This is a genomic window from Chloroflexota bacterium (genome assembly GCA_023475225.1).
Taxonomy (GTDB): Bacteria; Chloroflexota; UBA6077; order FW602-bin22; family JAMCVK01; genus JAMCVK01.
In genome coordinates this window covers 1-18,199 of the sequence record JAMCVK010000015.1, presented here as the reverse complement: position 1 = coordinate 18,199, position 18,199 = coordinate 1, and the positions used below count along the sequence as shown (strand labels likewise).

Here is an 18,199-nt window from a genome sequence, read left to right as displayed (position 1 = left end):
TTCTCTCTGACCTCTATTATGCGCACAGGAAAACTCCCTCCAGATATTTTAGAAAAACTGGTCTTCCCCTACCTGGGGATGAGACGGAAGGATGTCCTGGTTCACGCTGCCCTGGGCGAGGACTCGGCCGTCATCGATTTCGGGGATTCGGTCTGTGTGGTCTCCACCGATCCCATCACCGGGGCCACTAAGCGTTCGGGCTGGTTGGCCGTCCATATCTCCTGTAACGATGTGGCGGCCAATGGGGCCACGCCGCTGGGCGTTCTTCCCACGTTGCTGTTGACGGAGGAGAGCACTGAGGATGAGGTGCGGGGCATCATGGAGGAGGTGCATCAGGCGGCATTGGAGCTGGGTGTCGAGGTGCTTGGGGGGCATACAGAGGTTACCCCTGGCTTGCCCATGACCATCATCTCTCTGGCGGCCATCGGTCGGGCACCCAAGGAGCGCTTCGTTACCTCCGCTGGGGCCCAGCCCGGGGACGATCTCTTGATCACCAAGAGTGCGGCTATAGAGGGAACGGCCATTCTGGCCATAGATTATGGGGATATGCTGCTGCGTACTCTGGATCTGGCTACCGTACAGCGAGCCCAGGCCCTTATTCGCCAGATCAGCGTTGTCCCTGAGGGGATCAAGGCGGCGGCTTGTGGCGTTAGTGCTATGCACGATGTCACGGAGGGTGGAGTGATCGGGGGGCTTTTCGAGTTGGCTGAGGCCTCAGGGGTGGGATTGGAGGTCTGGCTGGAGAGGATCCCTATTCGGCCCGAAACCGAGGCGATCTGTGCCCTCTTTGGGGCTGACCCTCTGCGGCTGATCTCCAGTGGAGCGATGCTGATCACAGCCAGAGATGGGCAAAGGATAAAGGGGGCACTCGAAGAGCAAGGAATCGCCGCATCCCTCATCGGGCGGGTGACCGAAGGGGAGAGGCTGCTCTATAGAGAGGGTGTAGGTATCCCTCTCGTGCCCTGTGAGAGGGACGAGCTCTGGCGAATACTAGAGAAGATAAAATAATCGTCTCAGCTGATGGCAAAATCGTGACCATCCGCTGGTTTTAGCTAGCAGATCAGCGTTGCTCTCCAGCGAACCCAACTAGCCCTGACGCGTTCATCTGGCTGATACGCTGAAACGTAGACTTTAAGACCGGATATAGAGAGCGATACAGGGCATACTGTTCTTCGTAACATGCGTTGTGTTCCGGAATCGGCTCGATATGGCTAGTGATGCGAATGGTATACTGGCAGGCTTCTTCCACGTTCGGCCAAACCCCAGCTCCGACGCCTGCAAGGAGCGCTGCGCCGTAAGCTGCCCCTTCGGTAACGTTGACTGTAGCAAGTTCCGCACCGAGGATATCCGCGAGGATCTGCTGCCACAACGCGCTGCGTGCTCCGCCGCCGGAGATACGCACCTGCCGTACGTCCTGCCCCAATTCCTTCAGCAACTCGAGCGAATCACGCAGGCCAAACGCCACGCCCTCTAGTACCGCGCGCACCATGTCTGCCTTGTTGTGATGCAGTGTGAGGCCGATAAACGCGCCACGAGCGTTGGGGTCAGGATGAGGGGTGCGTTCGCCGCTGAGATATGGCAAGAATACAAGCCCTTTGCTACCCGGAGGTGCACGCCCCGCTTCTTCCATCAGGAACTCGTAAGGATCGCGCCCCGTTAGATCCGCCACTGTCTTCTCTAGCTGACCGAGCACATCGCGGAACCAGCGCAGACTGCCGCCCGCAGAAAGCATCACTCCCATCACGTGCCATTTGCCGGGTACAGCATGACAAAACGCATGCAAGCGTCCTTGCGGTTCGACGCGCAATTCGTCGGTATGCGCAAACACGACGCCCGACGTGCCAATCGTCGCGGACACCAGACCATTCGCGACGATTCCACTTCCCACTGCTTGGGCAGCCTGATCTCCACCGCCGCCGACAACAGGCAGACCTGTATGCAGCCCGGTCGCTTGTGCTGCGTGCGCTGTCACGCCGCCGGTGACGGTCGTGGATTCTGAAGATGTGGGCAGCCATTCGCGAGGAATTTGGAGAGCGCGCAGCATCTCATCCGACCAAGCCCGGCGACGTATGTCGAGCAGCAGCATTCCTGAGGCATCGGAAACATCGGTGGAGAACTCGCCGGTCAAGCGATAGCGGATATAGTCTTTGGGCAGCAGGATATGGGCGACCTTCTCGTAGACTTGAGGCTCGTGCTTGCGAACCCAGAGAATTTTCGGCGCGGTGAAACCAGGCAGCGCGGGGTTGCAGACGAGTTCCATCAGGCGCGAAATGCCGATCCGTTCGGTGATCTCGCGGCATTCGTTCTCGCTGCGCTGGTCATTCCATAGCATAGCAGGGCGAAGCGCACGGCCATCTGCGTCAAGCAGCACCAGGCCGTGCATTTGACCTGTAAGCCCCATGCCCTTGATCTTGCGCGGGGAAACGTTCGCCCGCGCCAGCGCGGCCTGGATGCTCTGCACGGTCGCGCTCCACCAGTCTTCCGGGTCTTGCTCCGACCAGTTGGGATGGGGAGTGCAAAGTGGGTACTCGGCCATCGCTTTGGCGGCGACATCGCCGCTCTCGGAGATGATGAGCGTTTTGGCACCCGTCGTGCCAACGTCAATGCCCATCAAGTAGGTCATGGTCAATCGTCAATCACCTGGGTTATCCGTTGGATTTGCGGATCGGTGAAAATATCACTTGCATCGTCGCTGTGCGTGGAGAATTCAGAAACCACCGCGCCTTCTTCGCCGCTCTGAAACCAATGTCTTGTGTTCGGCGGCAACGTGTACTGCTCCCCCGGCTTTAGAACAATTTCATGCCACACCTGATAGTACTGGCGGCTTTGCTCAGGCGGCTTTGCTTTCGGGTTCGGCGTCGATTCGCCGGGAACGTAAAGATAGAGCGTTCCCCAACGACAGCGAAAGGTTTCTTCCTTGCCAGGCTCGTCCCCTTGCGGTGGGTGATAGTGTTCTGGGCAGGTCTGACCTGGAAACAAAACCAGTTCCTTGGCGCACACGCGATCGGTGTTAACGTACGTCAAGAGTTCCAGGCCCGTCTGCGAGGGTTCGCCCAAACCAAAATCGGCGACCTCGATGCGCGCAGCCTCTTCAGGTATTATGGCAATGCCCGCGCGCTTCAAGTATTCGAGCGTGCGTTTTTGAGCGAATGCGAGTTCTGATTTTCTGATCATCGTTTTCCCTCATTCTGTCAACCTACTTAGTTGCTCTGCAAGAGTGCGCGAGCGCGCGAGGCCGCGGACGCGGCGTCAGATGCATAAACATCCGCGCCGATGGTCTCGGCAAATTTATGTGTTACCGGCGCGCCTCCAACCATCACCTTGACCTTGTCGCGCAATCCCGCAGCTTTGAGCGCCTCTATCGTCGCCTTCATCGCTGTCATCGTGGTTGTGAGTAGGGCAGACATGCCTATGATTTGGGGCGCTGTGTCTCGCACCGCCTCCACGAACTTGGCTGGCGCGACATCTACCCCGAGGTCAATCACTTCCAGGCCCATGCCCTCCATCATAATCCCCACCAGGTTCTTGCCAATGTCATGTAAGTCTCCCACTACTGTGCCGATGATGACCCTGCCGATAGGCTTGACACTGGCCTGGGCTAGTTTGGGCTTGAGAAGAGCCAAACCTTCCTTCATGGCGCGTGCCGCGATGAGCATCTCTGGCACGTAGAATTCACTGCGTTCAAAGCGTGCGCCGACTTCAGTCATAGCAGGGATCAGCGCTCTGTTCAGGATTTCATTCGCCGAGAGGCCCTGATCCAGAGCCTGTTGAACCAGCACTTGGGTCTGAGGCATTTTGCCGACAATGACCGCCTGTTGAATCTCGTTGAGAATCTCCGTCATAATGACCCCCTATCCCGATTTGTGATCAGTTCAGATGGATGATCGTGCATGGTAGACTTGCTTTCTTTAGCGCAGCGCGCCGTCTGCTGAGAATGTGAGCCTCTGTGCCTGGTGCGCGATGGAAACTGTTGATACGTCGTATAATTCCTTCAACACCGCACTTGACGCCCAAAAGTGAGCGAGGTGGGCCGTGTCTGGAATACGAACCACTAGCGCCTGATCTGCCAGCACAGGAGCGAGAAGCCGCAGCGCGAGATCAATTGCAGCCTGATCTGTTGGACAGACTAATGGAAGTTTAGCCCTTTCGAGGAAACCGCTCGTCGTGGCGTTCATGTAAAAGGTCTCCTGGTCAATCTTGCTGGCCAGCCGCGCCGTGGTGAGGTCTGCTAGACCCATTCCGATCGCATTGCCATGCGAAGCATCAGTTAGATCGAGAACCACCAGATACTCGACGCGCGGTGCAGGAGGGTCAGGCTCGCCGGGCACACGGAAACGCCCGATGACGTTGGTGTCCATGCCTGATCCGCTAATCTCCTTGCCCATGCGCTCGATGATGAGCAGGTCAATGTTCTTGATAGGCAGTTTCGCCATTTGCTCGACCGCGCGCCGCAAGAGGCTGGGTTCTTCATCGGCGATGCGTTCGCGAGGGATAAGTATAATGTCCGATGTAGCATCATAGCCATCTTCGATGATTGCGAGACCGAAGATGATGGAGCTGTTCTCTAGCGCAATACGCGCGTATTCCGGGATGAGTGTGCGCAAGCCTTCTGCCCCAAAACTATGAATATACGCTGCCTGATCGTGTTTGCCCAGGCCGATGGCAATCATCTTCGCCAATCCGCTTTCCACTGGCCCTGTAAAGTCCGTGTGCTTTTTCACTCGTCCGACGACAATCAGTCCGTCAGCGCGATGAGCGAGGTGGTCCATCATCACGGGTTGTCCTCTACAGCTATGGCCGATCTCATCAACTTCAAGGCTTGCGCGGATGGGCGCTCCTATCGTCTTCGGTGTGATCGCAAGATCGGCCAGTAGCGCCAGTTGGCCTTCCACGGATGCGCCGCCATGCGCTCCCATCGCTGGTACGAGGAAGGGTTGAAACCCGCGTCTCTTGAGGTCGTCGCACAGCACGCGCAGGATGAGAGCGATGTTCGCGATGCCTCGGCTGCCTGCCGTTATCGCTATGCTTGCTCTCTTGGGCAGGCTGCTCCATCCCGACCAACGCTCCAATTCCGCGCGCACCTGCGACGGAATGTCGGCGATGGGTCTAGACACAAGTTGTTGCTCGACGGGATACATCATCGGATAAGGCTCTGGCGATGACATTTCAATCCTCTGGAATCAAGAGCACCTTCAGGGCAGATTTGTCTTCAAATGCGCGAAAGGCTTCTTCCCACTTGGACAGGGGATAGACTGTATTGACCAGGGCGGCGACCTGGACCTGCCCGCTCCTCAGCAGGTTGAGCGCGGTGATCCACGACGTCCACTTGGAACCAATCGAGCCTGTGACCTTGAGTTCGCGATAGGCGACCTGGGCAAAGTCGAGTGGGAATGCGCCGCTCGCGAGGCCGACTTGGGTATAGCGTCCTCCTTTGCGAGTCACCTCCAAACCCGCGCGTGCAGCCGCAGGTGACCCAGAACATTCAAGGTAAACATCCGCGCCGCGCCCGTCAGTTAATCGAAGAAGCACCTCGCTCAACGATTCGTCCTCCACATTCACCGTCACATTCGCTCCCAGTCGATGTGCCAGCGACAACCGTGTCTCATCGGCACGAACGCCTGATACGACGACAAACGCGCCTGCGGCCCTGGCGATCTGCATACACAAGAGTCCAATGCTCCCAGGGCCTGCAACAACCGCAGTCTCCGACGGGGAGATCACCGTGAGTTCGGACACCGCGTGGGCGCAGCAAGCCAGTGGTTCACACATCACTCCCTCGTGGAAACTCAGGTTTTCTGGCAATCGGTGAACTCGCATGCGCGGGACGATGCAGTATTTAGTGAAGCATCCGTGATAGACATAGCCAATCAGATACTTTTGGTTGCACAGGTTGTAGTTGCCTGTCTGACAGTGTAGACATGTACCACATACGCTGAAGGCCGTCTCGCTTGTTACCCGTTCGCCTATTCTGAGATCGTCCACTCCTTCACCCAGCGCGCTGACCACGCCGCAGAACTCGTGTCCCATAATCACGGGAGGGCGAAGGTTCAAGTGGATGTCGCTGTGGAGGATATGCAGGTCGGAACCGCAAATGCCCGCCGCTTTGACCTCGATTTTCACTTGACCGGGACCGGGCTGCGGTTCGGGCATGCCTTCGAGCCTCACGTTTCCAGGACCTGGGCTTGTTTTCATCAACGCGAGCATTTCGTCTCCCCACTTACCCTTTTTGGAACAGCACCTCAGCAATCTTGAACGGCTCGATCACTCCCACCGATTCACTATCAAGTGTGCGCACACTTGCAACGCGCCACGGGTCGCAGCAAATCGTATGTAGTTGTGTCGTTGCGCCCATGGTTTCAAACAAGCGGCATACGATGGCATCATCGCGAGCGAACAACGCGGTCGGGATCAAATTGGCACTCTCTAGGCGAAGAAGCGAAATCGCACTTGGAAGTGAGCCATTTGCCTCTCTCGCCATTGTTACCCGCAGTGGATAGCGGTATGAGAATGCCTGTGCAGGCACATTCGCTCCTCGCCAATCGCCGTCATGCGGATAGACTGCATAATGAATGACGTGGCATCCGCACAGGCGAAGATCGTAGTCTTTGATGTACACTTGCGGCATGGCGCGTGTGCCAAAGTCTCTGCCCATTATCCCGCAAGCCAGGACATTCGCCAATACATTGCCCCGCACCCAAAAGCGATTTGTGCCGCGATGGAAAACAGCCAGGCCCGCCTTTTCGCTGCCCAAGCGCACCCAACTGGTCGGGAAGAACGGTCGCTCTTCTCTCCCGCGAATGACGCCAAAAGGAATATCATGGGTGATGCTGCCTCGCGGCGCAACAGGCCAGTACACATTAAGTTTGCTCTCGTCTTCCCAATAGTTGCCGAATAAGGTGTTGGCAAAGTTAAAGGTCAACGTAAAATCAATGCGTGGCAGATGATGGTAGAGGAGGATTTCCTGAATTACGCTGACATCCCCAATCTTGCCTTCGACTAACACGCGCTGCGCGACCTTACCAACGGTGATGACGGGTTTCCCACTCGGAACAAACTCGCGCCACGCGTCGGGAGCTCTCACCCTCAGTGTGTTCCCGCCATCGTTTCCAGGGGCGATCATTTCGACATCGCCTTTCGCCGTGCGCAGCGAACTGAATGTCCCGTCCGCTTCAAGTGTGGCGCGATAGAAGGCATTTTGAAAAAACGATGATCCTGATAGACTCGCCTCTCCGGACGTTGGGGCGGCTTCGACGATTTGGTATCCCCAGCCCCGCGTATCGGCACGAAAGAGCAGCTGCACCTTCGCCCCTTTATCTTTACGCTCCACGGCCAGAATTTGACTAGGCACCTCCGATCCATCTGCATTTCGCACATTGAGATTGGCGACAGACGAGTCCGGCAGATCCAACTCCACGGAGGCTACATCCGTGCGCGCGACGGGCCAGGGTTCCCATACGATCAAGAGGGTCCCTTTCAAAAAAGCGCGAGTGTTTATCTGAGAGGCAATCGCGCTTGTCGCTGCGGCAATGACATTCTCAGCTGCTGCCTGCGCCTCCACTACCCAGCCGACAGCCTTTTTGTGCAAGCCCACCCCAGCCATCCAGTAGCAATCATGATGCTGCGCGCGAAGGAGTGCGTGCCATGCAGGGCGAAGATTATCCACAGGTCGGCCGGCAAGCGCGTGCGCGAGCGCGCCAAGCCCCTCGGCTTCAAGCAGAGCTGCTTCCGCGCTTCGATCAGTGCGATGAAGAAGTTCGGCATTAATCCCATCGCCATAGCCCCAATAGGTGTAAAGGCGCGTGTGCGACCTTGAGGGGGACTCGGCCAACCGGGATTCCAATGCGTGGTCAAGGACGACAAACTCGTGATCGGCATGGTCCTCGATCCACTCATCGTCAATATCCACCATATCTGGAAAGTCGCAGCGAATCGGCGGATAGTGTAAGAGGTCCTTGACGAACTCTCGGCGGAGTTCCTCACGATGGCTGTCGGAGCCATGCACACTGCCCTTAGGGCGTAGGCGCGGCTGTGCGAGATAAAGGGGAATCTCAGTCCCGTCGAGTCCGTGCCACTGGGTAAATTCCTCGTCATGCAAGAATCGCAGCCCCTGGTACTGAACCCCAAGGATCTCATGAGGAGTGAGGAATGAGAGGACCCAGAAAAATCCTGGTGTGACCGCAAAGCGATATCCCAACGCGCGGAGAATCTGCGGCATCTGGTCATGAATGGCGGGTTCCTGGTGGGCATACGAGCGCACGCGCACGCCGACGATGCGCTCTATCGCCGCGAGCCCTTCGGTCATTTGGCGCAAGTTAGACTCGCTTCCCAGGCCGTGGAGATGCGCCTGCGCATAACTGCCATTGACAAATCCCACACGGCCAACCTGCACAAAATGCCGCAGCCGCTCGATCAGGTCAGGGGCGTGTTCCGCCAGGTTTTCGAGTTCGACGCCTGAAAAGTCATAGTTGAATTTGAGGTGTGGATAACGGTCGAGCGCGGAGAGGTTGCGACGGATGCGCGCGATATATGCCTTGATGTCCGGCTCGCCCCACGGCGGCGTGCGTTCCGCAGCAGTTTCATCTTGCTCGATGATGAGATACATCGGGTGTTGGCAGAGCGCAAAGTACCACTGAGTCATGAATCCCTCCTCACGCTATCATCCCTCTTCATACACCGTATCGTAGAGAGCAAGTATGTTCTCCACAGGAATATCAGGCAGTAAATAGTTTGCCGGGCACAGGATCACCCCTCCGCCTGGCGCCAACTCGCGCAGCAGACGTCTGACCTCTTGCCGCACATCCTCTGCTGTGCCGAGCGCGAGGTTGGTGACCAGCGACACGGCCCCGTGCAAGACCAGCTGATCGCCGAAGGCGTGCTTGATCTCCACGGGGTCCATCCCTTTTGCCTCTGGCTCAATCGGGTTCAGCGCATCCACCCCCATCTCCACCAGGTCGGGTATGATCTCGCGAATCGCGCCATCGCAATGCAGCATGAACCTGAGGCCGTAGGCATGAGCCAGATCAACAAGCCGCTGCAACTCTGGCTTGATCAGCGCGCGCCAGTGCGCAGGACTCATGAGCAGGTTGTTCGAGCCTCCATAGTCATCGCCAATGAACATAATATCAAAATATCCTGGCGCGCTCTCGAACATTCGCTCAGACAGCGCGATGTGAAAGTCTACCAGGCGATGCAGCAGAGCGAACACAAGGCCGGGTGCGTCGTACAGGTTGATGAGCAATCGTTCCATCCCCATGAGATGGCAGGCCTGGGTGAAGAATGGACTCCAGCTCCCGCCGCAGAGCGCGTACTGACGATGCACTCTGCAATACTCCCGCAGTCCCGAATAATCGTACCAGTTGAGGTCGGGGAAGGGATGGCGCAGGACATCTTCAATGTCTTTTGCATCAGCCAGGGGGTGGGTGATAGATACGCCTGCATATAAGCCGCGCCGACGGAACCCCCACTCGGTCTCCCATGAGCCATCCTCGAAGACTCGCAGAGGCGGACCGATGTATGGCAATTGGGGATGACGCAGGTCTACGTAGAAACGTTGCAGCAATCCTTCGGGCCATCGTGCATACGGATCGCGCTCTGGGGACAAGCCAAAATACTTACGCAATACCTCGCGCGCATCGTCCGTCATCCACGTGTCGAGAGGGACACGGTCGGGCTGTTGGTGATTGAAGGCAAGGAGAACTCTTTCTCGGCTATCCATGATTGCCGTTATCTATAGCGGCCATATTTCTCCGCCACCTCGACCAGTTTGTAGATATTCTCATCGGGCGTATCGCGGCCACATTGATCGCCCGTTGAGAGAATATAGCCACCTCCTTCAGCCGCGTCCTCGATGCACTTGATTGCTGCTGCTTCAACCTCGTCCACTGAGGAGAGCATCGTCACAAAGGTGTTGATGTTGCCCTTCAAGCAGAACTTGTCGCCAAAGCGCGTTTTCGCCAGAGCCAGATCAACATCGCCGCCCGGCGGAGGTTCGAGCGGTTCCATCACGTCGAGTTGCGTCTCGTTATAATTGATTTCGACAATAAGCCAGGAACGGCCACAGGTGTGCTGGTGTGCGATCATGCCCGCTTCTTTCGTGAGGGCGGTCGTGGCCTTGATCCATGGCAGGTTATAGCGCCTATAGATTGCCGGGGAGATGAGGCTCAGAGAGGACCGCGATCCCTGAAAGATGATCTCGTCTGGCCTGGCAGCGAGGCAAGCCTTGAGGCGCGCGAGACTGTAGCGCAAGTAGAATTCCATGATCTCGTCCATCAGTTCGGGATAATCGAAGAAATCATACAGCGCCATCTCGTCGCCGTGATCGCGGATGCGCACCCACCAGTCTACAGGAAGGTCGAGGCTGATCGCATAGACGCCGAGGTCGCCGACGAGCGCGTAATCTTCCAGGATATCCGGAAAACACCATTCTTCGCCCATCAGCCAATGCAACTTTTGCCAATCGCTCACGGGGTCCTTGATGAGTCCGTGATCGGGCCAAGGAGAGTTGTCGCGCAGATAGACCATGCGACTATTCAATTCGCCTAACGGCGTCTCGATCACCACTTCCTCGGTTACATCCCTGGGGCGGTGGTCAACCAGCGTACGGCGAACGAGATCGGGATGAACCAAAAAGCCGCCGATGTCGTACGCCGCCGCTGGAAGGGGAAACAGGTCGCGCCTAGTGCCGGGCATTTTGCCGTAGAGGTACCACGCGTCAATGCCAAATTTGCGGACTGCGTCCATATACGCAACACACAATGGTGGGTTGTTGAACAGATAGAGTTCCCAAAAGTCCTTGCCCGTAAGGCGCGCGGGGATCATGTTTGAGATGTCAGGGGAAACAGGCACGCGGTCGGGGATATGCCGCCGCATGGCAGACAACATGCGTTCTTTCCCGGTCATAGTTCTCTCAAGGCCAGTCATAGGTCTCTCGAGGTGGCGCGGCAACGGTTGCGCCCTTGTTCGATGCCTTTGCTGGCTTGCCCCACCACAGCGTTGTGTTGGTTGTGGAATCAAAGACATACAGGCGCGTCGGATCGAGAATAAGCCAGGTGCGGTCGTGGGGGCGTCCCTCGAAATCGGGGCCCATGCGCGCCGTGAAGCGCTGCGAACCAGTACTGACCTCTACCAGCGTGTCCGAGCCCATCTGTTCGACGACGTAGATTTCGCCTGGGATGGCGTTGGGTGTCTCGGTCAGCGCGATGTACACGTGCTCAGGCCGAATGCCCACGCAGACATGGCTGTTGCTTGCTTCGCTGGATAGATAGTCAGCCATCGGTTGAAGTAGCGTGTAGTGAAACTCGCCGCAGCTGAGGTAAGGCGATGTCCCGCCGTGAAGTGCGCTATCGAAAAAGTTCATCGGGTAACTGCCAAGAAAGCCTGCGACAAACAGATTGAGCGGCTGATTGTACACCTCACGCGGAGTGCCCATCTGCTGCAGCATGCCATTGTCAATCACTGCGATGCGGTCGGAGAGCATCATCGCTTCGGCCTGGTCGTGGGTGACGTAGACCGTGGTGATCTTGAGCGAATCGTGCAGGTGCCGCAATTCCGCGCGCATCTGAATGCGCAGTTTCGCGTCCAGGTTTGAAAGCGGCTCGTCCATCAGAAACACGCGTGGGCAGCGTACCATCGCGCGTCCGAGCGCGACGCGCTGCCGCTGGCCGCCCGAAAGCTGCTTGGGCAGGCGATCCAGCAACCCCTTGATGCCGAGGGTGTTCGCGACGCTGTTCACGATCTTGCCAATTTCGGTACGTGGGACGCGTCGCGCCCTCAAGGGGAAGGCCATGTTGTCGAACACGGTCATGTGCGGATAGAGTGCGTAATTCTGAAAGACCATGGCGACATCTCGGTCTTTAGGCTGGAGATGATTCACGAGCGTGTCGCCGATGATGATCTGCCCTTCGTCAATCGTCTCCAAACCGGCGATCATATTCAGCGTGGTAGACTTGCCGCAGCCCGACGGCCCCAGCAGTGTCACAAACTCGCCCGGTTCGACTCTCATGCTCAATTGGTTGACCGCGATGACGCGGCCGAAACGTTTCGTTACGTGCTCGAGAACAAGAGCAGGCACAGTACCCCCTATCCTTTCAATGATCCTTTGATCAAGCCCTCGATGAAGGAACGCTGGAGCAGGATAAACAAAAGCACGACGGGCGCTGCGGCGAAGATACCGCCTGCAGCCAGGCGGCCCCAATCAATGTCGTAATAGCCCAGGAAACTGTAGAGGAAGAGTGGAAGCGTGCGCATGTCCGCGCGGTTAGTAAAGATCAACGGATACAGGAAGCTGTTCCAGGCCGCAATAAAGATATACAACGCACCTGCCGCTAATCCTTGCCGCGAGAGCGGAAGCACCACGCGCAGCAATGCTCCCAAACGCGAATAGCCATCTACCATCGCCGCCGCGTCCAACTCCGGAGGGATTGCTTCGAAAAAGCCTTTCATCAGCCACACGGTAAAGGGAATGACCCAGGCCATTGTGAGCAAAATGAGCACTTCGTATGTATCCAGCAGGCCGATCCGGACCATCTGAATATACAGCGGGATCAAAATGACGATTCCGGGGAGCATGATGGTCAAGAGCAGAATGCCCAATAGGAGTCGCTTGCCCGGAAAGTTAAAGCGCGCCGCGGCGTACCCTGCCAAAGTCGCAACAACCAGACCGAGCACCACCGTTCCGATTGCTACGATGATGCTGTTGCGCAGCGGGATGAGCGCGCGCTCTGTGATGACAAAATCATAGTTGCCCAGCGTGAATGGTTGGGGGACGAGATTCACCTTGAGTTTCAGAATATCCGCTCTGGTCTTAAAAGAGGTACTCAGTGTCCAGTAGATGGGCACCAAGGCCCATATGCCGCCCAGGATCAGGATCCCAAACAGGATGATGCGGCCAGAGACGGCGCGAACGCGCATCCAACGCGCGGCTTGCTCTAATGTGCTATGGCCCGGACGGGGCAGAGCGTTTTTTATTTCTGTCGTCGTCATTACAACTTTCTTGATTGCTTGCCGCTATGACTTTGGTCGTCACGACGAACACCCACTAATAATACGCCTTGCTTTGGAAGATGCGTCCATAGAGCACCACCAATACGATGTTGATGGCGAGGGTGAGCACTCCGATGGTGGACGCGTAACCGCGGTTAAAGTATTGGAACGCTTCGACGTAGAGACGCACACCGAGGATCTCGGTAGACAGTGCCGGCCCACCGCTCGTCAAGGCCAGCGGCAGTTCGACGGCGTAAAGTGAAAACAGCGTGAGCATTGTAAGGGTGATGAACATGGTTGGGCGCAGCAGAGGCAAGGTGATTTGCGTGAGCTGCTGCCACGCACCTACTCCGTCCACGCGCGCGGCGGCGTATAGTTCCTGTGGAATCGAAGTGAGGCCAGCCAGCAGTAGCACCATGGGGAACGGGTACAGATTCCACACGGCGACGATAATCAGTGACCACATCGCTGTGATGGGGCGCGCGAGAAATAGTACGCTTTCAAATCCAGCCGATGTGAGTAGATAGTTCAACAGACCTTGCACTGGGTCGAGCAGCCAGCGCCACATCAGAGCTACGACGATCAGCGCGATGACATAGGGGATGAACAAGACCGTGCGGAAGAAAGTGAAGCCGCGGCTCGCGCGCCAGAGCAAGAGCGCGAATCCAAAACCTAGGATAAAACTCAAGACCACGGTCGAAGCGGCAAAGATTGCGGTGATGCGAAGGTTAGTGATCAAACGCTGGTCGGACAGCATGGTCACGTAGTTTTCCAGTCCAACGAAACGAGTGGGTCTACCCAGGTGCATGTCATAGAAACTGAGACGGATGGCATCCAGCGTTGGATAAAAGCGAATAGCCAGCACCAAGAGCACTGCAGGCGCCATGAACAGGTACGCCTGGCGCCAGCGCCAGATTTCACGGAGTAATGGCTTCATCTGTTGCCTCTAACCTATGTGCAGGCGGCGCACTGCGCCGCCTGCACGAGAGTACAGTTCAGGACTTGCCGATGAGTTTCAAGTACGCAGCTGCGGCCTTGTCCAGCGCAGTCTTGCTTGGCGTCTTGTTGACAAGCGCATCCTGGACTGCTTCGATGATTAAATCATCAAGTTCGACAGTGAATGGCGAAATGGGCAGACCACGCCCAGCCCTCGCGATGACGTCGGCAAAGACCTTGTGATACGGCGTTTGGAACTCTTTGTCGTCCAACAGCGACTTGAGCGCTGGCATTGATCCCTCCGCCAGCGTGTAGGCCTTGGATATTTCGGGTTCAAAGTAATAGGCGATAAAGGCCCAGGCGGCATCTTGCTTTTCTTTGGGGATGCTGGCAGGCATGCCCAAGTCCCAGGAGTTGGTGAACATAGGAGCGGGTTTGCCGGCGGTGTTGCTTGGCCAGGGACCCGCGCCCATGTTCTCGGTGTTCATGTTGCGCGCCAGCCAGCCCGAGAGGCGGTACGAACCGTCGAGTACCATTGCATAGCGGCCCTCGGGGAACTGCTGCGACAGTTCGATGTTGCGCGCAGAGATGGCCGACTCGGGGACGATTTTGTAAGTGAAGACAGCGTCCTTGAGCCAGTCCAAGGCTTTGGCGCCGGCCTCGCTGTTGAAGACGGGCTTGCCGTCCTTATCGAGCAAGTCGCCGCCAAAGCCCCACAGCACCGCATAATAGTAAATCTCAGGTGTGGTACGCTCTTTACCCAGGGAGATGCCAAGACCGTACACACCATCGCCTGTGGTCTTCTTGGCCATCTCTACGAGTTCGTCAAGAGTGGCCGGGATCTTGTCCGGGGTATAGGCGGCTTTCTTCAGAAAATCCTTGCGGGTGTAGAGGACGCGCGTGTGGATGCCAATCGCCATAGTGTACTTTTTCCCATCCACCACAGTCGCATTCCACATGCCCTTGGAATAGAACTCGTCGAGTTTGCTCTTGGGCCACCGGGCGATAAAGGGGTCCAGCGGCAGCAAACTCTTGGCAGCAACGTGCTTGCCGATAAGTTGCGGCGATAGGTATGAGACGTCGGGAGCGGTCTTGGCTTCATTCTCGACAATGAGTTTCGTGTCGAGCTGGTCATAGGGTAACTGCTCGACGTTGACGGTGATGTTGGGATACTTTTTCTGGAAACTCTCAACCAGCATGGCGAATGCTTTCTCGCGTGGCGTGGTGCCTTTAATGTCCAGGAACGAGCGCACGCGCAGGGTTACGGGTTTAGCAATGACGGTAGGGGTGGCAGTCGGTTGTGGCACCGTCGTTGCTGGAGGAGCAGTCGCTGGTTGTGGGGTGGCCGTTGGAGGCGCGGGCTTAGACGAAGGAGGAGCCCCACAGGCAGCGAGGGTGAGGCCTGCAACGGCAGGCCCTGCGATTCGTAGAAATTCTCTGCGGCTGATCTTCATCGATTCGCTCATGGTTAAAAAACTCCTTCTGCGCTTGAGGGCGCAAGAATCCTATCTCCATCTCCTGACTGACCGATAGTATTCGTCTGGTTATCCAGACGCGCCTAGCTGATGGCTACAATGTCACCAGAAAGAACGACAGGGTTAAATGCGATATCCGCTCACCTCCTTTCGATCTTGCTGCTGCAGACGTCCTGCCCCAAAGTGCCAGGCACTGTGCTACGACCTGCTTTCCTGCGTAGGCGATCCATACGCTGCCACCTCATCCTTGATCGCCCACAGGTTTTCGAGAGGTGTACCCGGCGCGATATTGTATCCATCGCATACAACGTATCCGCCCAAAGGCGCTAAAGTCTGCAGGCAATGGCGAGCAGCGGCGCGCACCTGTTCTGATGTGCCGTCCTTCAGCAGCACGCAATCAATATTGCCCCGGAGCAGCATACGACCGCCCAACGTTAGCGCAATCTCTTCAGGCCGCACGACGGACCCGAACCCAGAAAAGTATGTTACGCGTACATCCTCAAGCAAACTGCGGTGAAGATGGTTGCTGCGCCCGCACATGTGCATCGTGCGCTCGCCGGGAAAAGTGTCATAGAGTCGCCACGCAAAAGGGACACAGAATTCTTCAAAAAGATTTGGAGAAATGATTTGGGCGCTATCTTCGGCCAGGTTGTACCCACCCACGCGACGAGAATCTAGGCGGCGGCAGTACGATTCCATTGCTATCAGGGCAGCCGTGATCTTGCTTAGCAAGGACCTGCACGCTTGCGGGTAAGTCAAAAGCCATTCGTAGAATACGGTCCCGACCATGTCCACAGCCACAGAGAATGGCCCCAGACTATAGGCGCCCATGGTCACGTGCACTGGTAGCGGCGTGTTGTTGCGCGTGACTGAAACCATGCCGCTCGCCAGCAGCCGATTCATCTCAGCGCACCACTCCAGCATCTTTCCCCAAAGGCCATCCCGAGGCGACGGGGCGACGAAATCCACCATCTGTTGTGGCGTGGTGATGCAGGGGAAAGCTCTTGGTGGCTCATCATCCATCCAACCGATCGCACATCCCATCGCTGCCGAGTTTGGGATGTTCTCAAAGTCGGGAACAAGGAGAATCTCATCCGCGCCCCAGCGATCATCGTCCACGTTCTCAACAATCCACCTGAAATTCTCCAGCTGGTGGATCAGGTGATCGCGCGGTGTTTTCCAGTACTCAGTGTACGATACCCCACGTTGCCAGAGGACGTAACGCGTGTGAACACCCAGCCACAAAGGGACGCGGTCGTGATAGCTGCGTGCCCACATTGCCCTCTGACGCGCCCTGTTCTCGTTCAGGCGCTGATCTGGGTACGTGATGTTGATCTTAAGTGGTAGAGACACGAATCCAACTCCTATTGCTTTGCCAGGGCGCAACTCTGGCGAACGATCAATTCAGGTTGGAGTTCTATCTTGACAGGGCGCAGCTTGGGGCCCTCCGTCTCTTGCAGGCGCTGAGCCAGCCGTTCCAAGCCGATGAAGCCCAGATCGTACGCGGGCTGGGACACGACTGTCACCTGGGGAGTGGTGAGGCGGGCCCAGGGGACATCGTCGAATAGAATCAACGAAACATCCTCGGGGATCCGTAGCTCCCTTTCTCGGAGTGCGAACATCGCTGCTTCGCCCAGGACGTTGTTCGTTGCGAATATCGCCGTAGGTGGCCGTTGCAATGAAAACAATTTTTGAATTGCATCATACGCGGCCTCGCGTTTGAAGCTATGGATTTGGACGAGTTCAGGATCCGTGGGGATGTTCGCCGCTGCAAGGGCATCGTAGTAACCTTGCAAGCGGCCTTTCCCTGTAGTCGTCGTGATCGGACCATTGAGGATCCCGATACGCCGGTGCCCAAGTTCAATCAGATAGCTAACTGCGGCAAAGGCGCCCTTGACGTTATCTACAAGGACCACATCAGTTGAAATCCCAGACAATTCACGATCTACTAGAACCACTCTAGTGCCTAACTCAAGAGCATGCCGCCATTGACTCAGGTTTTGACCTGTGGGGACCGCGACGATCCCGTCCACGCGCTCCTGCATTAGAACATCTAAATATTCTCGCTCCGTCGCGGGATCTTCATCTGTAGCGCAGAGTATCACATGATAGCCCAAGCGTTTCGCGCAAGTGAGAACCCCTGAAGCAAGGTAGGAATAAAAGGGATTTACGATATCGGCAATCATCAAGCCGACTGTATTGGTGCGTTGAAGTTTCAGGCTTCGCGCTGCGGCATGAGGCATATAGCCCAACTCATGAGCTGCCCGCAGCACCCGTTTTCTAGTTGCCATGCTGGCGTATCCAGTCCTATTGAAAGCTCTGGAAGCGGTAGAGGATGATACACCAGCGCGTGCAGCCACATCTCGGATAGTAACTCTTTTCTTGTCCAGCGTGGTCATCTTCATAGCTTGGATCTGAGCTAGCGGCGAGGACTCAACTGAATGTGGTAACGTTTCCTCACTTGACCTTAAAAAACCCCCGCTGCTTGGTGGTGAAAATTCTCCAATCTGGAGTAATTTTATCTCACCTCTGACCCAGTACAAACTGAAAGGTTGTTGTACAGGTCTGGCTTGTAAGCTGGTATGGTAACGTATCCATATAAATACTACTACAACCGTTGTAGATTGTCAAGTACATTAGTGTCCCACAATTCGCAGTTAGCGAGGCTCTCATAAAGAGGATAGGCTTATTGTAACACACTGCCTTGCGGCTGATCCCTCCCGCCGCCTTTGCCTTCCTCAATAGAGATAGGGCAGGGGATGAGACCGAGCCTCTTTTGCTTCTATTCTATCATCCCTCTTACGCTG

The 18,199-nt window shown here is 56.5% G+C and carries 15 protein-coding genes; 1 reads left to right on the top strand and 14 read right to left on the bottom strand.

What is annotated here, in order from left to right; translation table 11 throughout:
• Positions 1 to 18: 18 nt before the first annotated feature.
• Positions 19 to 1,008 carry an AIR synthase family protein gene (locus M1136_02425; GenBank protein ID MCL5074495.1) on the top strand — a complete coding sequence of 330 codons (990 nt, stop codon included), beginning with the start codon at positions 19 to 21 and terminating at the stop codon, positions 1,006 to 1,008.
• A gap of 52 nt (positions 1,009 to 1,060) precedes the next feature.
• On the opposite strand, the gene xylB is transcribed toward M1136_02425, so the two are convergent.
• The 14 genes from xylB to M1136_02355 form a co-directional block, all read right to left on the bottom strand.
• Positions 1,061 to 2,623, bottom strand: coding sequence for a xylulokinase (xylB, locus tag M1136_02420; GenBank protein MCL5074494.1), 1,563 nt, complete (start codon positions 2,621 to 2,623; stop codon positions 1,061 to 1,063).
• A 2-nt stretch (positions 2,624 to 2,625) separates the two neighbouring features.
• Entirely contained in the window at positions 2,626 to 3,174 is a 549-nt protein-coding gene (locus M1136_02415) for a D-lyxose/D-mannose family sugar isomerase (protein ID MCL5074493.1), read from the bottom strand.
• A 26-nt stretch (positions 3,175 to 3,200) separates the two neighbouring features.
• Positions 3,201 to 3,794 carry a corrinoid protein gene (locus tag M1136_02410; protein ID MCL5074492.1) on the bottom strand — a complete coding sequence of 198 codons (594 nt, stop codon included), beginning with the start codon at positions 3,792 to 3,794 and terminating at the stop codon, positions 3,201 to 3,203.
• Positions 3,795 to 3,908: 114 nt separating this feature from the next.
• A complete protein-coding gene (locus M1136_02405; GenBank protein ID MCL5074491.1) occupies positions 3,909 to 5,165 on the bottom strand; it encodes a lactate racemase domain-containing protein in 1,257 nt (418 codons plus the stop codon).
• Between the two features lies 1 nt (position 5,166).
• Entirely contained in the window at positions 5,167 to 6,204 is a 1,038-nt protein-coding gene (locus M1136_02400) for a zinc-binding dehydrogenase (GenBank protein ID MCL5074490.1), read from the bottom strand.
• A gap of 13 nt (positions 6,205 to 6,217) precedes the next feature.
• Positions 6,218 to 8,638 carry a hypothetical protein gene (locus M1136_02395; GenBank protein MCL5074489.1) on the bottom strand — a complete coding sequence of 807 codons (2,421 nt, stop codon included), beginning with the start codon at positions 8,636 to 8,638 and terminating at the stop codon, positions 6,218 to 6,220.
• Between the two features lie 18 nt (positions 8,639 to 8,656).
• The gene (locus M1136_02390) at positions 8,657 to 9,715 is read right to left on the bottom strand and encodes a hypothetical protein (protein MCL5074488.1); all 1,059 of its coding nucleotides are present in this window, start codon (positions 9,713 to 9,715) and stop codon (positions 8,657 to 8,659) included.
• Positions 9,716 to 9,723: 8 nt separating this feature from the next.
• A complete protein-coding gene (locus tag M1136_02385) occupies positions 9,724 to 10,899 on the bottom strand; it encodes a hypothetical protein (protein MCL5074487.1) in 1,176 nt (391 codons plus the stop codon).
• Positions 10,900 to 10,906: 7 nt separating this feature from the next.
• Positions 10,907 to 12,070, bottom strand: coding sequence for an ABC transporter ATP-binding protein (locus tag M1136_02380; GenBank protein ID MCL5074486.1), 1,164 nt, complete (start codon positions 12,068 to 12,070; stop codon positions 10,907 to 10,909).
• 8 nt (positions 12,071 to 12,078) lie between these two features.
• Complete coding sequence (locus M1136_02375; GenBank protein ID MCL5074485.1) at positions 12,079 to 12,981, bottom strand: carbohydrate ABC transporter permease; 903 nt, start codon at positions 12,979 to 12,981, stop codon at positions 12,079 to 12,081.
• A 55-nt stretch (positions 12,982 to 13,036) separates the two neighbouring features.
• Positions 13,037 to 13,918 (bottom strand): sugar ABC transporter permease, encoded by an 882-nt coding sequence (locus M1136_02370; protein MCL5074484.1) that lies wholly within the window; start codon positions 13,916 to 13,918, stop codon positions 13,037 to 13,039.
• 58 nt (positions 13,919 to 13,976) lie between these two features.
• Positions 13,977 to 15,383 (bottom strand): ABC transporter substrate-binding protein, encoded by a 1,407-nt coding sequence (locus M1136_02365; protein MCL5074483.1) that lies wholly within the window; start codon positions 15,381 to 15,383, stop codon positions 13,977 to 13,979.
• 207 nt (positions 15,384 to 15,590) lie between these two features.
• On the bottom strand, positions 15,591 to 16,745 hold the full coding sequence (locus M1136_02360; GenBank protein ID MCL5074482.1) for a uroporphyrinogen decarboxylase family protein: 1,155 nt from the start codon (positions 16,743 to 16,745) through the stop codon (positions 15,591 to 15,593).
• A gap of 11 nt (positions 16,746 to 16,756) precedes the next feature.
• Positions 16,757 to 17,683 (bottom strand): LacI family DNA-binding transcriptional regulator, encoded by a 927-nt coding sequence (locus M1136_02355; GenBank protein MCL5074481.1) that lies wholly within the window; start codon positions 17,681 to 17,683, stop codon positions 16,757 to 16,759.
• Positions 17,684 to 18,199 lie beyond the last annotated feature (516 nt).

Bases quoted from the DNA above. Each gene is read 5' to 3' on its own strand.
- M1136_02425 (MCL5074495.1), top strand. From the start codon at position 19: ATGCGCACAGGAAAACTCCCTCCAGATATTTTAGAAAAACTGGTCTTC.
- xylB (MCL5074494.1), bottom strand. From the start codon at position 2,623: ATGACCTACTTGATGGGCATTGACGTTGGCACGACGGGTGCCAAAACG.
- M1136_02415 (MCL5074493.1), bottom strand. From the start codon at position 3,174: ATGATCAGAAAATCAGAACTCGCATTCGCTCAAAAACGCACGCTCGAA.
- M1136_02410 (MCL5074492.1), bottom strand. From the start codon at position 3,794: ATGCCTCAGACCCAAGTGCTGGTTCAACAGGCTCTGGATCAGGGCCTC.
- M1136_02405 (MCL5074491.1), bottom strand. From the start codon at position 5,165: ATGTCATCGCCAGAGCCTTATCCGATGATGTATCCCGTCGAGCAACAA.
- M1136_02400 (MCL5074490.1), bottom strand. From the start codon at position 6,204: ATGCTCGCGTTGATGAAAACAAGCCCAGGTCCTGGAAACGTGAGGCTC.
- M1136_02395 (MCL5074489.1), bottom strand. From the start codon at position 8,638: ATGACTCAGTGGTACTTTGCGCTCTGCCAACACCCGATGTATCTCATC.
- M1136_02390 (MCL5074488.1), bottom strand. From the start codon at position 9,715: ATGGATAGCCGAGAAAGAGTTCTCCTTGCCTTCAATCACCAACAGCCC.
- M1136_02385 (MCL5074487.1), bottom strand. From the start codon at position 10,899: ATGACCGGGAAAGAACGCATGTTGTCTGCCATGCGGCGGCATATCCCC.
- M1136_02375 (MCL5074485.1), bottom strand. From the start codon at position 12,981: ATGACGACGACAGAAATAAAAAACGCTCTGCCCCGTCCGGGCCATAGC.
- M1136_02370 (MCL5074484.1), bottom strand. From the start codon at position 13,918: ATGAAGCCATTACTCCGTGAAATCTGGCGCTGGCGCCAGGCGTACCTG.
- M1136_02365 (MCL5074483.1), bottom strand. From the start codon at position 15,383: ATGAGCGAATCGATGAAGATCAGCCGCAGAGAATTTCTACGAATCGCA.
- M1136_02355 (MCL5074481.1), bottom strand. From the start codon at position 17,683: ATGGCAACTAGAAAACGGGTGCTGCGGGCAGCTCATGAGTTGGGCTAT.